Below are 13,742 nucleotides of genomic sequence, written 5' to 3'. Positions count from 1 at the left end.
TGGCCCGCCGCTCTTGTCTGGAATTCCAGTTCGGCCGTTAGAGCGATTCATCGTTTCACGGAACGCCGAACCGCTCTATCTCTTTGTTTGGAGCAATTCCGGACGGAAAACCGTTTCACACTTTTCCTGGAATTGCTCTAGTTGTTGCCGAAGAGGTTGCGGTCGGCGCCCTGAGGCGCGGACTTGGGCACATCGCCAGACGAGTTCAGCAGCTTGTAGATCGGCGAGTTGCTGTCACGTACCGAATACGTCTGCGTGTTGTCGACGTTGACGGTCGACTGCTTGTTGATGTCGGTCCCGCCAACATTGTCGTTGCGGGCATAAGCGCTGCCGGCGGCAATCAAGAGAGCGGCGGCAGTAAGAACAATCTTTTTCATTTTGGGTACTCCTGGATTTTCGAAATCAAGCGGCGGGCATGCCGCCGCCTTGATGGTGGGATCGGCTGTTAGTTGTTGCCCAAGAGGTTACGGTCGGCGCCCTGGACAACCGGCTGCTTTTCAGCCTGGTCCGACGTCTTGACGGAAGCCGTGTAGGAGCTGTCGACCGAGACAGCAGGCTGGTTGGCTCCGTTGGAACCAAAGTTGTCGCTGCCCGCGAAGGCGCTGCCGGTGATGGCCAAAACGGCGGCGGCAGCAAGAACGATCTTTTTCATCTTAATACTCCTGAATTTTTCAGATCCCCGGACGGCGGATATGCCCGCCGCCCTGATGCTGGGATCGACTGTTAGTTGTTGCCGAAGAGGTTACGGTCGGCGCCCTGGACAGGCTGCTGGTCAGCATGAGCCGGCTTCTGAATGGAAGCCGTATACGAGCTGTCGACCGAAGCGGCAGGCTGGTTCGCACCCTTGGAACCAAAGTTGTCGCTGCCAGAGAAGGCGCTGCCGGTGATGGCCAAAACGGCGACGGCGGCAAGAGCGATCTTTTTCATTTTAGTACTCCAGTATCTCAGTTTTTCCGTCCGTCCAGCGGCGTGTCTTGGGAGGAATTCGCGTCGTTCGGACAGCCCCGATGTGGGAAAGGCGATGGCCAGTTTCCAATCACGAAGTTGTTTGGTGTGGACCAAGAATCTACACCTTGAAATTGTGCCAGAGATTCCCTTCGCCACAATTTTATTGCTAAATATCAAGTAGATAGCCCATAGTATCGGTCTGGCTGCAAGGTGACTTGGGGAGGCAGCGTTCACAGCGTCCTGCACGCATTGTCAACAGAAACGAACCGTTCGGTTCGATTTTTTAAACCGACAAAAGTCGCAGCCGAGGCTCTTTGTCGAATCGTTAACCATTTCGGCCAAACGCGGCGTCGGCGTTGCGGCTGCTTTTGGCCTGCTTTATGCCGCCCAACAAAGGCAGCAACCGGGCAAGCAGAACCGGTCAGACCCCGTAGCGTTCGGTGCGGATGAGTGCCGCAGGCACCCCGGCATCGATCAGTGCCTCGGCGGCGGCCGTCACGAATGCGTTCGAGCCGCAGACAAAGGCGAGCTTCGGCGGCGCGGGCAGCCTCGTCATGGCTTGCACCATCATCGCGGCGTCGACCCGCCGCGCATGATCTGCCGGACGGCGGGCCGGCTCGCGCGTCAGCGTCAGCACCAGGTCGAAGCCATCCCGGCGCTCGGCGAGGTCGATCAACTCGTCGCGAAAGATCACCTCGTCCCAGACCCGCGCCGAAAACACCAAGGTGGCGGCGACCAGCGATCCCCGCATCGCCCGGTGACGGACCATCGACATCAGCGGCACCACGCCCGACCCGCCGCCGACGAGCAGGAGCGGTCCGCCATCGCCGTCGGACCAGACGAAATGGCCGCCGAGCGGCCCGCGCAATTCGACCTCGTCGCCCACCGCCGCGATCTCGTGAAAGAACGGCGAGACCTCGCCGTCCTCGAGTTTTTCAATCGCCAGTTCGATGGTCTCGCCGGTCTCCGGCGCCGAGGCGATGGAGTAGGAGCGGCGCGCCTGATAGCCGTCCGGCGCTGTCAACCTGACATCGACATGCTGTCCGGCATGGTAGACGAAGGGCCGCGACGGCTGCAGGAAAAAGCTGGTGACGCGCGGCGTGCGCTTTTGGATGCGGGTGATGGTGACCGTCTGCCAGGGCGACTGCGCCGCCGGTGCGTCGCTCATGGATCGTTCGTGTAGCGCTGCTCGCGCCACGGATCGCCGTAGATATGATAACCTCGCAATTCCCAGAAACCCGGCTCGTCACGCTCGGTGAACTGCAACCCGTTCAGCCATTTGGCCGATTTCCAGAAATAGAGGTGCGGAACGAGCAGCCGGGCCGGGCCGCCATGATCGGGGGTGATCGGCTTGCCCTCGTAAAGCAGTGCCACCATCGCCTTGCCGCCGGTGAGATCCTTCGTTGGCACATTGGTGGAATAGCCGTCGAAACCCAGCGCCAGCGTGAAGGCGGTGGGCGGCTCGATGCCGGCGTCGGCAAGGATGTCGTCGACCAGCACGCCCTGCCACGCGGTGTCGAACTTGGTCCATGCGGTGACGCAATGGATGTCGCGCGTCATCTTGGTCAAGGGCAGCGCGTTGAACTCGGCCCAGTTCCACTTCTTGATCGGCCGCGGCCCGTGCTTAAGCGTAAACGACCAATCCTCGGTGCGGACATGCGGCGTCGGGCCGGCCGACAGGACCGGGAAACCTTGCTCGAGATATTGCCCCGGCGGGATACGTGCATCCGTATCCGTCGGCGGCTTTCGTCCGGAAGAGAAGCCTCGGGTAACCATCGAGAATATCCGTTTGCGCAAGGTCCAATCGACCTTTGTCAGTTTTCTCGAAGACGCGTGCGCGGGCAACCGAAATCTTGGCTCCGGCCTGGCGGCAATGCTCTACATCGATCTTGGCAGCGCGGCGCCCGCTTCAGCCACTGGCGAAGGGGACGGCGACGAACATCTGGGCGTCGCCACGCTCGACAAGCAGCAGCACCGATTTCTTGCCAGATTTGGCAGCCTGCACAATCGCCTGGTTAGCCTGCCTGGCGTTCCTCACCGGATGCTGGTCGACGGCGACGATGATGTCGCCGGGCTGGATGCCGGAAGCCGATGCCGCCTTGTTCGGGTCGACGCGCTCGACCAGCGCGCCGTGCTGGTTGCCTGCCAGGTTCATTGCCTGGCGCACATCCGGGGTGACGTCCATCAGGCCGAGATCGAGCGCCGGTGCGCGAAGGCCCTGCTCCGTCGACGGCTGACGCCGATCGCTGGTCACCAATCCCGTTGCCATGTCGTCTTCGTTGCGCCCGACCTCGACGGAGATCTGCAGGCTTTGCCCCTGGCGCCAGACATTGAGGGTTTCCCTCGTGCCGGGCGCAACGTCGGCGACGGTGCGCGACAGATCCCTTGGATCCTTTATGTCGCGGCCGGCGAAACTGGTAATGACGTCGCCGGTCTCGATGCCGGCCTTGGCGGCCGGCGATCCGTCGCTGACCTGCGCGACCAGCACGCCGGCTGCGTGATCGAGGCCGATGGCGCTCGCCATGTCAGGCGTCACCGGCTGGATCTGGACGCCGAGATAACCGTACTGGATGGAGCCGCCCTTCATCAGCTTGGCGACGACCTTTTGCGCCTGGTCCGAGGGGATGGCGAAGCCGACGCCGACGCTGCCGCCATTCGGCGAAAAGATCGCCGTGTTGATGCCGACGACATTGCCGTTCACATCCGTTAGCGGGCCGCCGGAATTGCCCCGGTTGATCGGTGCGTCGATCTGGATGAAGTCGTCAAACGGCCCGCTATGCAGGTCGCGGCCGCGCGCCGAGACGATGCCGGCCGTGACCGTGGTGCCAAGGCCGAAAGGATTGCCGAACGCGAGCACCTGGTCGCCCGGCATGAGCTTGTCGGAATCGCCCCATTTGATGATCGGCAAGGGCTTGCCGGCTTTGACCATGAGCACGGCAAGATCGTTCTTGGCGTCATGACCGATCAATTTGGCGGGAAGCTCGGTGCCGTCGTCGAGCGTCACCTTGATCGACTGGGCGCCGTCGACGACGTGATTGTTGGTGACGATGGTGCCGTCGGCGCCGACGATGAAGCCTGAGCCGAGGGCCTCGGTGCGCGGCGCCTGTTCCGGCGGTGTCTTGGGGGCGGGCTGTCCCTGGTCATCGAAGAAATGGCGGAAATAGTCGTCGAAAGGCGAGGTTCCGCCAAAGGGAGAGGCGTCGCTCATGGTGTCCGGCTGTTGTACTTTCATGACCGTCGCGATGGTCACCACTGCCGGTTTGTCGGCCGCCACGACCGGAGCGAACGAACCGCTGGGCGCCGTCATTCCGGTGACAGGTGGGGTCACTGTTGCCGCCAGGACATCATTCAGCCTGGGAGCGAGGGGCAGGGCGAAGGGGCTGACGATCAGCGCGGCGCCCAGCAGAGCGGCGACGCGATGTCTGCGAAGGGTCTGGATTGGTGACATGGCCGTTGTCCGGGCGAGAGATTGATCGGGCGCCGCAGCGTTCCGTCACCGGAATGCTCTATCGGCGTGTCGGCCTTGCCTGTCTCGCCTGGCACGGCGGCCGACCGGATCGACAGCCCCGCATCTAGGGCGCCGATCGTGGTTTCCAGATAATATTACGAAGATTTAATTTCCGGCTGGCAGCCGCCTTGCCGGGCTGGCGCCGAAACCCGAAAACAAAAACCCGCCTTGCGGCGGGTCATTGGGGCGAATCAGCACCATACCCAGATTACTAGCATAGCTGCCGGCACAAAGCAAGAACAAAATAGCTGCGCAAGACAAATCGCTTCAGATTTGCGCCGCCTCAGCCGAGGCCTCCTATTCGCCTTTCCGGTCGGTCCGGCTGAGATAGGTGGTGGCGATCTCGCGCATCCGCCTGCCGTCGAAGCTCGGTCCATGACCGCCATGGCCGATGCGGATCGGCAGCTCGAGCAGGCGCTGCATCGTGCGGCGATAGGCGGCACGATCCGAATCCGGCAGGTCGTCGATCAGCATGGCGTCGTAGATGGCGTCGCCGGCGAAGAACAGGCCGTCAGCCTCGTCGAACAGCGCGATCGAATCCGGAGAGTGGCCGGGCAGATGCAGGACGCGGAATTGGCGGTCGCCGAGGTCGATCCTATCGCCCTCGTCCAGGGTCCGGGCCAGAGGCGCCGGCTGAATCCTGTAATCGGCCGCCTTCCAGCCCTTTGCCGGCAGCCTGGAGACGGCGCCTTCCAGATCATGGAACATGTAGGCGTAGGTCACCGCTTCATCCATGCTGTCGAACTGTGCGGCGCTGTGGCGCGGCCCTGCCCGCAACGGAAACTCGTGCAGCGAGCCGACATGATCGAGATGGATATGCGTGGCGACGACGAGCAGCGGCTTGCCGGACGGCGTGTCGATCTGCGGCGCCAGCGGGCAGATCCCCATGCCGGTGTCGACCAGCAGGTCGACATCGCGGCCGCGCAGATGCCAGATGTTGGCGCGCACGAATTCGTGCACGAAGGGCTCGGTCAGCATCGTCGTCTTGGCGTCGACGATGGTTTTGCTGAACCAGCTGTCCATCAGATCAAGGCCGGCATCAGACGAACGGCTTGCCGACCTTGTACTTTTGCGGGACCAGCCGCTTCAGATAGGCCATCCCCGCATCGGACAGCCGGTTGACATCCGGCAGCATGAAATCATCCGGCATATGGCGCGTCTTGCCGGCGACGTTCTTCAGCGGCACCTTCTTCAGCACGGTTTTCTTGCCGTCATATTGCAGCGCCACCGAACCGCCCCCCTCGTCGGCCACCGTGACCGCGAAGGCACCGGCATCGAAGGCCTCCTGCGCGTCCACCGCGCTGATGGCGCCGACATAGCCGCGCGGCATATAGCCGAGCGCATCGACGCGCGCCCGCTTGCCCGGCAATCCTTCGGCGAGCGCGCGCTCCAAGGCTGCCGGCAGGTCGCTGCCCGACAGCTTGACGTTGCCGTGCTGGTCGCGCTCCAGCCTTTCCGGCGGCACCAGGCTTTCGACCAGCGCTTTGCCGTCGGCGGTGCTGACGCCTTCGGAGACGGCAACGATGCAGCGCTTGTGGCGGTCGAGCGTTGCACGAACGTCGTCGATGAAGCCCGCCGCGGAGAACGGCCGCTCCGGCACGTAGACGAGATGCGGGCCGCTGTCCTGATCGAGCTGCCAGGCCGCGGACGCGGCCGTCAGGAAACCGGCATGCCGCCCCATGACGATGCCGACATAGATGCCCGGCAGAGCGCGGAAATCGAGATCGACCGAAAGGAATGCTCCAGCGACGAACTCGGCCGCCGACATGAAGCCGGGCGTGTGATCGTTCTCCTCGAGATCGTTGTCGATGGTTTTCGGCGCGTGGACGAAGGCGATCTTGCCGCCGGCGGCGTCGGTGAGGATCTGCTGCGTGCCCGAGGTGTCGTTGCCGCCGATATAGATGAAGGCATCGGCGCCGGCGTTCTTCAAGCCGTTGAGGATGAGGTCGCAATAGGCGGCATCCGGCTTGTCGCGCGTCGAACCAAGCGCGGCGCTCGGTGTCGCCGCGATCAGCCGCAGGCGGTCCTCGGGGATGGCGGAAAGATCGACGTAATTGCCGTCACGAATTCCGCGCACGCCGTGGATGGAACCAAGCACCTTGGCGCCGGGATGCCGCTTGCGGATTTCGAGCGTGGCGCCCACCACGGTCTGGTTGATGACGGCGGTCGGGCCGCCGCCTTGCGCGATGACAAAAGTTCCGGCCATTGTTCACGTCTCCCGGGCGGTGAAAATCGCAGGCACATTCGCCTGTCTTGCGGCATCGCGCAACGGCAGAGGCAGTGGGTCAGTTTGAAATCGGGCCACTCTTCGCCTGCAGCGCGATAGGATCCGTTTCGATGAGCCGAAGTGACCTGACCATACTCGCCGTCTGCGCCTTGTATTTGAGAAAGTGCGACGTGGTCAGGTGGGCCTCATAGGCCGCCTGATCGGCGTAGCATTCGATCACGCGCACCTTTTCAGGCGTGCCTTTTACTGCCACCGCATGAAGGAAAAGCACGCCCGGCTCGACGCGTACAGAAGCCTCAATCTCTTCGGCAAGCAGGGCCCTGTAGCTGCCGATCTGCTTAGGATCGATTTCCAGTTCGGCTATCCTGACAATCGGCATCAATTGCTTTCTTGCTTCTTGCAGGGACCACGCATGGTCGGCTTCTCCGCTTCGCTCGCCTCGATCAGTGCAACGATGTCGCGATCTCCCAAAACTTGTCAGTCACACGAGTGGACATGGCTGGGCAAGGCGAAGCGTCGCATGAATTCGCACAAAATGTAGTACATGGGTGTGCAGCGCTAGCCGGCAGAGTAATCGCTCGAGCCTTGGCCGCCGGTCAGACGACGACGACCGGATTCTTCTTGGAGACGCGGCTGTAGAGGTCGATGATGTCCTGGTTGATCAGGCGCACGCAGCCCGACGACATCGCCTGGCCGATGCTCCACCATTCGGGCGAGCCGTGGATGCGATAGCCGGTGTCGCTGCCGTTCTGATAGATGTAGAGGGCACGCGCGCCGAGCGGATTGTCGAGGCCGCCCGGCTGTCCGCTTTGCCATTTCACCAGTTCCGGCCTGCGGGCGATCATCTCGGGCGGTGGGGTCCAGACCGGCCATTCCTTGCCGTACTGGATGTTGGCGCGGCCGGACCAGCGGAACCCGTCCTTGCCGATGCCGACGCCGTAACGGATCGCATCGCCGCCGGACTGCACCAGATAGAGCAGCCGTTCCTGCGAGTGAACGACGATGGTGCCGGGTTGCTCGCCGGTCGGATCGACGACGATCTGGCGGCGGAACTCCGGCTTGACCTTGAGATAGGGCACTTCCGGCACATTGAAGCCACCGTCGGTGAGCGAAGCGTACATCACGTCGGGGCTGGTGATGTTCTTGTCGACGCTGATACTCGGACGGATGGGCCGGATCGAGCCGGTGGTGACGTCGTCGAGCTGCAGCGACGGCAGATCCAGCGTCTGGCTGCAGCCGGCGACGCCGAGCAGCGCCAGCGCACCGGCGCCGGACAGCACCGTGCGGCGGGAAAGCTGTATTTCGGTTTCGATTGCGTCGCCGTTGTGCGGCAGCGACAGACCTTGCGGCAACTCACGCATTTACCCAAACCCTACGCTGTCGGCGGGAAACACGATCCGGCCGGATAGCAGGCATTTTCACCAATCATGGTTGAAAAAGCGTGAAGGCCGGCCGCCTGGCGTTAACGAGGGGCTTTTTCGATTTTTGCCTCTTTACATCTGCGCGGGACCAAGGATTTATCCTCTTCTTTGAGCTCAAGGAGAAGAAAATGTCCTTCGAAAACTGGGCCGCCTTTGCCGCCGCCTCGGCAGTCCTTCTGGTCATTCCAGGTCCGACCATCCTGCTGGTGGTGTCCTATGCGCTCGGCCAGGGCTGGCGCACCGCGCTGCCGATGGCAGTCGGCGTGGCGCTCGGCGACTTCACCGCGATGACATTGTCGATGCTGGGCATCGGCGCGCTGCTGGCGGCGTCCGCCACCGTATTCACCGTGCTGAAGGTGATCGGCGCCGGCTATCTGATCTATCTCGGCATCAAGCTGTTTCGCGCCGGCGGCGCGCTCCGGGCCGAACCGCGCACCGATGCGGTGTCGTCGGCGAAAATGATGGCGCATGCCTGGCTGGTTACCGCGCTCAATCCGAAAAGCATCACCTTTTTTGTCGCCTTCCTGCCGCAGTTCCTCGACCGGCATGCGGATTTCTGGACACAGATGCTGATCTTCGAGACGACCTTCCTGGCGCTCGCCTTCGCCAATGCCTTCGGTTATGCGCTGATCGCCGCAAGGGCGCGCAACGTGGTGCGCAACCCAAAGGCGATCCGCATCTTCAACCGCACCGGCGGCACGCTGCTGGTCGGCGCCGGCATCGCGACAGTGGCGATGCGCTCGGGCAACTGAGAACAGACCATGGCGGTGAGCGACGCATTTGGCCTGACGCTGTCTGGCGCGACGGAGGCCGGGCTCTCGTCCTACAGCCGGGCTGTTCGCGAATTGCAGTGCTTCATCGGCGATCCTGTCGGTTCCGTTGACCGGGCAATCGCCGAAGATCCCGGCTTCGTCATGGCGCATGTGTTCAAGGGTTATCTCTTTGGCCTTGCCACAGAGCGCGAAGCGACGGCGGTGGCCAAGGCATGTCACGAGGCGGCGCTGCCACTTGCCGCGACAACGCGCGAGCAGGCGCATGTCGCCGCCCTTGGCCATCTTGCGGAAGGACGCTGGCACGAGGCCGCCCGCGTGCTGGAGGATATCGCCATCGAGTTTCCGCTCGATGCGCTGGCGCTGCAGACCGGCCACCAGATCGACTTCTTCACCGGCAATGCGCGCATGCTGCGCGACCGCATCGGCCGCGCGCTGCCGTCCTGGCAGAGCGGCATGCCGGGCTACCATGCCATACTCGGCATGCAAGCCTTCGGGCTGGAAGAAATGGGCGACTACGCGCGCGCCGAAAAACTTGGCCGCACGGCGGTGGATCTCGAGCCGCGCGACGGCTGGGCCCAGCATGCGGTGGCCCATGTCATGGAGATGCAGAGCCGGCAGAAGGACGGCATTCTGTGGATGCGCGCCAATCCCGAAGCGTGGACGCGGGAAAGCTTCCTGCAGGTGCATAATTGGTGGCATCTGGCGCTGTTCCATTATGATCTCGGCGAGACCGACGAGGTGCTGGCGCTCTACGACGGGCCGATCTATGGCGAGCGCTCGACGCTGGCGCTCAACATGGTCGATGCCTCGGCGATCCTGTGGCGGCTGCATCTCGGCGGCGTCGATGTCGGCGAGCGCTGGACGGCACTCGCCGCCAACTGGTTGCCCAAGGCGAGCGCCGGCCATTATGCCTTCAATGACGCCCACGCGATGATGGCGTTTGTCGGCGCCGGCCTCGAAGCGCCGGCCCGCGGCTTGCTCGAGGCGCAGCGCGAGGCGATGCGCGGCAAGGACGACAACGCTGCTTTCACCAGGGATGTCGGCCATCCCCTGACGCTCGCCATCAAGGCATTCGGCGAGGGCAATTATGCCGGGACGATACGCCTGATCCGGCCGATCCGGGCAATCGCCCATCGCTTCGGCGGCAGCCACGCCCAACGCGACGTCATCGACCTGACGCTGATCGAAGCGGCATTGCGTTCCGGTGATGGCGCGCTGGCGAGGGCGCTTGCGGCGGAACGCGCGCTGGCACGGCCGGACAGCCCGTTGTCGGCACTGTTTTCACGGCGTGCAACCGCTCTCGCGGCGAATTGACCAAGGCCACATCTTGCCTTAAAAACTGCCCCGACCAGATTTTTTCGAGCGTCGAAAAAATCTTCGCGTGTTGACCGGGGTGCGTTTCCGGCGGCACGATTGCCGGGATATCTTCGCCGCCCGTGTCACAGGACTGGGCGGGGAAGCAAGAAAGACCGTCGCCGCCAGGCATGACGGACATGGGAGGAAACATGTATCTCGGCCTCGATCTCGGCACGTCGGGCGTCAAGGCGCTGCTGATCGATGCAAGGCAGAGCATCGTCGGTTCCGGCCATGCGCCGCTCGACGTGTCGCGCCCGCATCCCGGCTGGTCCGAGCAGAACCCGGCCGACTGGATCCGCGCCTGCGAAGCGGCGGTCGGCGAGCTGCGGTCAATGCATGCGAAGGAACTCGCGGCGGTCAAAGGCATCGGCCTTTCCGGCCATATGCATGGCGCCACTCTGCTCGATGCCGCCGACCAGGTGCTGCGCCCCTGCATCCTGTGGAACGACACGCGAAGCCACGCCGAGGCGGCTGCACTCGACGCCGACCCGCGCTTTCGCAAGCTGACCGGCAACATCGTCTTTCCCGGTTTCACCGCGCCAAAGCTAGCCTGGGTCAAGAACAACGAACCGGCTGTTTTCGCCAAGGTGGCAAGGGTCCTGCTGCCGAAGGACTTTTTGCGGCTCTGGCTCGCCGGCGAGCATATTTCGGAAATGTCGGATTCGGCTGGCACGTCGTGGCTCGATGTCGGCAGACGAGCCTGGTCCGCCGAGCTGCTCGCCGCCACATCGCTCGACGAAAGGCAGATGCCGTCGTTGGTCGAAGGCACGGCCAAGGCCGGTGCCTTGCGCGCCGAACTGGCCGCGAAATGGGGCATGCAGGCGGGCATCCCGATCGCCGGCGGTGCCGGCGACAATGCGGCTTCGGCCTGCGGCATGGGCACGGTCGGTGCCGGCGAGGCTTTCGTCTCGCTCGGCACGTCCGGCGTGCTTTTCGCCGCCAACGCGTCCTATCTGCCCAATCCGGAAAGCGCCGTGCATACCTTCTGCCACGCACTGCCCGGCACCTGGCACCAGATGGGCGTCATCCTATCGGCAACCGATTCGCTCAACTGGCTGTCGGGGATCGCTGGAAAAAGCGCCGGCGAGTTGACCGCCGAACTCGGCGATGCGCTGCAGGCGCCGACCGGCGTCTCCTTCCTGCCCTATCTCTCGGGCGAGCGGACGCCTCACAACGATTCCGCCATTCGTGGCGCGTTTACCGGGCTTGCCCACGAATCCGGCCGCGCGGCACTGACCCAGGCCGTGCTCGAAGGCGTCGCTTTCGCTTTCCGCGAAAGCCTCGAAGCCCTGGCCAAAGCCGGCACGACGCTGACCCGGGTGACGGCGATCGGCGGCGGCTCGCGTTCGCGCTACTGGCTGAAGGCCATCGCCACAGCGCTTGGCCTGCCAGTCGATATCCCAGCCGACGGCGATTTCGGCGCCGCCTTCGGAGCCGCCCGGCTTGGCCTGGTCGCGGCGACCGGCGCCGATCCGCGCGCCGTGTGCACGGCGCCGGCGACGGACGCCACGGTGGAACCGGTCGCCGCACTAAGCGGTGCCTATGCAGATGCCTATCAGCGCTACCGCCAGCTTTACCCGGCGATCAGGAGCGCCACGGCGTGAGCGGTTTCCCGCCCTCGCCGTGGCCTGCCGAGAAGGCCTCACTGTGCCGGCACTTTGTCGAGAAAGCCGGTGACGCTTTTCAGCCGGCCATTTTCGATGACGCCGATATCGGTGCCTTCGATGACGGATTCGGTGCCGTCCGGCCCGAGGTTCCAGGAGAATCGGATGGTATCGGCGAAGCCGTCCGGCTTGCCTTTCAGCGAGAACCTGAAGCCGGCAAAGCGCTGCTGCACGCCGTCGATCAGCGCCGCGATGCCGTCATGGCCGTCGCCCTGCATGATCGGATCGCAATAGCCGACGTCCTCGGTGAAGGTTGCCTCGAGCAAGGCTTTCCTGCGCGCGGCGTCGCTCTCGTTCCAGGCGGCGATGTAGTTTTCGGCAATGGTGTTGAGGTCGGTCATGGTCTGTCTCCTTCGTTGGGTGGCTTTGACATGAGCCTTTTCGACCAGCGTCAGCGCGAAACCAATTACGCCTGAGGTAATCAGGCCGAACCATGCGAGAGGAAAAGAACATGAGCAGCGGTTTTTTCGGCGACATCCAACAGATCAAATACGAGGGACCGGATTCGACCAATCCGCTGGCCTACCGGTTCTACAATCCCGACGAGATCGTCGCCGGCAAGCGGCTCGAAGACCATCTGCGCTTTGCCGTCGCTTATTGGCATTCCTTCGCCTGGCCGGGCGGCGATCCGTTCGGCGGTCAGACGTTCGACCGGCCATGGTTCCCCAAGGCCGGCGGTACCGACACGATGGAGCTGGCCAAACTCAAGGCCGACGTCGCCTTCGAGATGTTTTCGCTGCTGGGTGCGCCTTATTTCTGCTTCCACGATGCCGACGTGCGGCCGGAGGGCCGGGACTTTTCCGAAAGTGCGGCGCGGCTCGACGAGATCGCCGATTACTTCTCGGGAAAGATGAAGCAGACCGGCGTCAAGCTGTTGTGGGGCACGGCCAACCTGTTCTCCAACCGCCGCTTCATGTCAGGCGCCGCCACCAATCCCGATCCGGACGTCTTTGCCTATTCGGCGGCGACGGTGAAACACTGCATCGACGTCACCAAGCGGCTGAACGGCGAGAACTACGTGCTGTGGGGCGGCCGCGAGGGCTATGAGACGCTGCTCAACACCGACCTTGCCCGCGAACAGGAACAGGCCGGCCGTTTCCTCAACCTGGTCGTCGATTACAAGCACAGGATCGGCTTCGAAGGCACCATCCTGATCGAGCCGAAGCCGCAGGAGCCGACCAAGCACCAGTATGATTACGACGTCGCCACCGTCTATGGCTTCCTCAAGCGTTTCGGACTGGAGAACGAGGTCAAGCTCAACATCGAGCAGGGCCACGCCATCCTGGCCGGCCATTCGTTCGAGCATGAACTGGCGCTGGCCAACGCGCTCGGCATTTTCGGTTCGATCGACATGAACCGCAACGACTACCAGTCGGGCTGGGACACCGACCAGTTCCCCAATAATGTGCCGGAGATGGCTCTGGCCTACTACCAGGTGCTGCAGGCCGGCGGCTTCAAGACCGGCGGCACCAATTTCGACGCCAAGCTCAGGCGCCAGTCGCTCGATCCGCAGGATCTGCTGATCGGCCATATCGGCGGCATGGATTGTTGCGCCCGCGGCCTCAAGGCGGCAGCGCGCATGGTCGAGGACAAGGCGCTGTCCGCCCCGCTCGCCGAGCGCTATGCCGGCTGGGATTCGGCCGAGGCCAAGGCGATGCTTGCCGGCAAGCGTACGCTGGAGGAGGTCGCTGAGCGCGTCGTCAAGGAGAAGATCGAGCCGCAGCCCAGATCCGGCCGCCAGGAGCTACTCGAGAACATCGTCAACCGGTACGTCTGAGGCGTACCCGGTTCGCGGCCGCATTGTTCGAACGGCCGCCGATAAAGGCGGCTTTCCGCGGGGCTGAA

General features: G+C 63.6%; 15 protein-coding genes. 4 read left to right on the top strand and 11 right to left on the bottom strand.

The window, feature by feature from the left end:
• Window positions 1-137 precede the first annotated feature (137 nt).
• The 10 genes from NKI25_RS03570 to NKI25_RS03525 all read right to left on the bottom strand — a co-directional run bounded on the left by NKI25_RS03570 (window position 138) and on the right by NKI25_RS03525 (window position 8,044).
• Window positions 138-377 carry a DUF680 domain-containing protein gene (locus NKI25_RS03570; protein ID WP_023680225.1) on the bottom strand — a complete coding sequence of 80 codons (240 nt, stop codon included), beginning with the start codon at window positions 375-377 and terminating at the stop codon, window positions 138-140.
• Between the two features lie 68 nt (window positions 378-445).
• Window positions 446-652, bottom strand: coding sequence for a DUF680 domain-containing protein (locus NKI25_RS03565; protein ID WP_352998187.1), 207 nt, complete (start codon window positions 650-652; stop codon window positions 446-448).
• Window positions 653-723: 71 nt separating this feature from the next.
• A complete protein-coding gene (locus NKI25_RS03560) occupies window positions 724-927 on the bottom strand; it encodes a DUF680 domain-containing protein (RefSeq protein WP_023680227.1) in 204 nt (67 codons plus the stop codon).
• A gap of 442 nt (window positions 928-1,369) precedes the next feature.
• Window positions 1,370-2,116 carry an FAD-binding oxidoreductase gene (locus NKI25_RS03555; RefSeq protein WP_023680228.1) on the bottom strand — a complete coding sequence of 249 codons (747 nt, stop codon included), beginning with the start codon at window positions 2,114-2,116 and terminating at the stop codon, window positions 1,370-1,372.
• Window positions 2,113-2,724 (bottom strand): molybdopterin-dependent oxidoreductase, encoded by a 612-nt coding sequence (locus NKI25_RS03550; RefSeq protein ID WP_023680229.1) that lies wholly within the window; start codon window positions 2,722-2,724, stop codon window positions 2,113-2,115. The genes NKI25_RS03555 and NKI25_RS03550 overlap by 4 nt, the downstream gene beginning before the upstream one ends.
• A 133-nt stretch (window positions 2,725-2,857) precedes the next feature.
• Window positions 2,858-4,396, bottom strand: a complete 1,539-nt coding sequence (locus NKI25_RS03545; RefSeq protein ID WP_352998186.1) for a DegQ family serine endoprotease — start codon at window positions 4,394-4,396, stop codon at window positions 2,858-2,860.
• A 357-nt stretch (window positions 4,397-4,753) separates the two neighbouring features.
• Window positions 4,754-5,479 carry an MBL fold metallo-hydrolase gene (locus NKI25_RS03540; RefSeq protein ID WP_352590860.1) on the bottom strand — a complete coding sequence of 242 codons (726 nt, stop codon included), beginning with the start codon at window positions 5,477-5,479 and terminating at the stop codon, window positions 4,754-4,756.
• Window positions 5,480-5,495: 16 nt separating this feature from the next.
• Window positions 5,496-6,662 (bottom strand): diphosphate--fructose-6-phosphate 1-phosphotransferase, encoded by a 1,167-nt coding sequence (locus NKI25_RS03535; RefSeq protein WP_023680232.1) that lies wholly within the window; start codon window positions 6,660-6,662, stop codon window positions 5,496-5,498.
• 79 nt (window positions 6,663-6,741) lie between these two features.
• Window positions 6,742-7,062, bottom strand: coding sequence for a putative quinol monooxygenase (locus NKI25_RS03530; RefSeq protein WP_023680233.1), 321 nt, complete (start codon window positions 7,060-7,062; stop codon window positions 6,742-6,744).
• Window positions 7,063-7,279: 217 nt separating this feature from the next.
• A complete protein-coding gene (locus tag NKI25_RS03525; protein WP_352568429.1) occupies window positions 7,280-8,044 on the bottom strand; it encodes a L,D-transpeptidase in 765 nt (254 codons plus the stop codon).
• 188 nt (window positions 8,045-8,232) lie between these two features.
• Here NKI25_RS03525 and NKI25_RS03520 point away from each other — a divergent pair, with 188 nt between their 5' ends.
• From NKI25_RS03520 to xylB, 3 genes are all read left to right on the top strand, one after another.
• A complete protein-coding gene (locus NKI25_RS03520) occupies window positions 8,233-8,856 on the top strand; it encodes a LysE family translocator (RefSeq protein WP_352568431.1) in 624 nt (207 codons plus the stop codon).
• 9 nt (window positions 8,857-8,865) lie between these two features.
• Complete coding sequence (locus NKI25_RS03515) at window positions 8,866-10,191, top strand: tetratricopeptide repeat protein (protein ID WP_352998185.1); 1,326 nt, start codon at window positions 8,866-8,868, stop codon at window positions 10,189-10,191.
• A gap of 191 nt (window positions 10,192-10,382) precedes the next feature.
• Window positions 10,383-11,837 carry a xylulokinase gene (gene xylB / locus NKI25_RS03510; RefSeq protein ID WP_352998230.1) on the top strand — a complete coding sequence of 485 codons (1,455 nt, stop codon included), beginning with the start codon at window positions 10,383-10,385 and terminating at the stop codon, window positions 11,835-11,837.
• A gap of 38 nt (window positions 11,838-11,875) precedes the next feature.
• Here the strand turns inward: xylB and NKI25_RS03505 are convergent, their stop codons facing one another.
• Complete coding sequence (locus tag NKI25_RS03505; protein WP_352998184.1) at window positions 11,876-12,238, bottom strand: nuclear transport factor 2 family protein; 363 nt, start codon at window positions 12,236-12,238, stop codon at window positions 11,876-11,878.
• Window positions 12,239-12,348: 110 nt separating this feature from the next.
• On the opposite strand from NKI25_RS03505, the gene xylA reads away from it, so the two are divergent.
• Complete coding sequence (gene xylA, locus NKI25_RS03500) at window positions 12,349-13,674, top strand: xylose isomerase (RefSeq protein WP_352795602.1); 1,326 nt, start codon at window positions 12,349-12,351, stop codon at window positions 13,672-13,674.
• Window positions 13,675-13,742: the final 68 nt, after the last annotated feature.

Source organism: Mesorhizobium sp. M0808, assembly GCF_040320025.1.
In the GTDB taxonomy this organism is placed as follows: Bacteria; Pseudomonadota; Alphaproteobacteria; order Rhizobiales; family Rhizobiaceae; genus Mesorhizobium.
Note: the sequence above shows the minus strand (reverse complement) of the source record. Positions and strands in the feature narration are given on the sequence as shown.

What these genes read in the sequence shown, in the direction of transcription:
- NKI25_RS03545 (WP_352998186.1), bottom strand. Translation starts at nt 4,396, where the DNA reads ATGTCACCAATCCAGACCCTTCGCAGACATCGCGTCGCCGCTCTGCTG.
- NKI25_RS03515 (WP_352998185.1), top strand. Translation starts at nt 8,866, where the DNA reads ATGGCGGTGAGCGACGCATTTGGCCTGACGCTGTCTGGCGCGACGGAG.
- NKI25_RS03530 (WP_023680233.1), bottom strand. Translation starts at nt 7,062, where the DNA reads ATGCCGATTGTCAGGATAGCCGAACTGGAAATCGATCCTAAGCAGATC.
- NKI25_RS03570 (WP_023680225.1), bottom strand. Translation starts at nt 377, where the DNA reads ATGAAAAAGATTGTTCTTACTGCCGCCGCTCTCTTGATTGCCGCCGGC.
- NKI25_RS03560 (WP_023680227.1), bottom strand. Translation starts at nt 927, where the DNA reads ATGAAAAAGATCGCTCTTGCCGCCGTCGCCGTTTTGGCCATCACCGGC.
- NKI25_RS03555 (WP_023680228.1), bottom strand. Translation starts at nt 2,116, where the DNA reads ATGAGCGACGCACCGGCGGCGCAGTCGCCCTGGCAGACGGTCACCATC.
- NKI25_RS03540 (WP_352590860.1), bottom strand. Translation starts at nt 5,479, where the DNA reads ATGGACAGCTGGTTCAGCAAAACCATCGTCGACGCCAAGACGACGATG.
- NKI25_RS03505 (WP_352998184.1), bottom strand. Translation starts at nt 12,238, where the DNA reads ATGACCGACCTCAACACCATTGCCGAAAACTACATCGCCGCCTGGAAC.
- NKI25_RS03535 (WP_023680232.1), bottom strand. Translation starts at nt 6,662, where the DNA reads ATGGCCGGAACTTTTGTCATCGCGCAAGGCGGCGGCCCGACCGCCGTC.
- NKI25_RS03525 (WP_352568429.1), bottom strand. Translation starts at nt 8,044, where the DNA reads ATGCGTGAGTTGCCGCAAGGTCTGTCGCTGCCGCACAACGGCGACGCA.
- xylB (WP_352998230.1), top strand. Translation starts at nt 10,383, where the DNA reads ATGTATCTCGGCCTCGATCTCGGCACGTCGGGCGTCAAGGCGCTGCTG.
- NKI25_RS03520 (WP_352568431.1), top strand. Translation starts at nt 8,233, where the DNA reads ATGTCCTTCGAAAACTGGGCCGCCTTTGCCGCCGCCTCGGCAGTCCTT.
- xylA (WP_352795602.1), top strand. Translation starts at nt 12,349, where the DNA reads ATGAGCAGCGGTTTTTTCGGCGACATCCAACAGATCAAATACGAGGGA.
- NKI25_RS03565 (WP_352998187.1), bottom strand. Translation starts at nt 652, where the DNA reads ATGAAAAAGATCGTTCTTGCTGCCGCCGCCGTTTTGGCCATCACCGGC.
- NKI25_RS03550 (WP_023680229.1), bottom strand. Translation starts at nt 2,724, where the DNA reads ATGGTTACCCGAGGCTTCTCTTCCGGACGAAAGCCGCCGACGGATACG.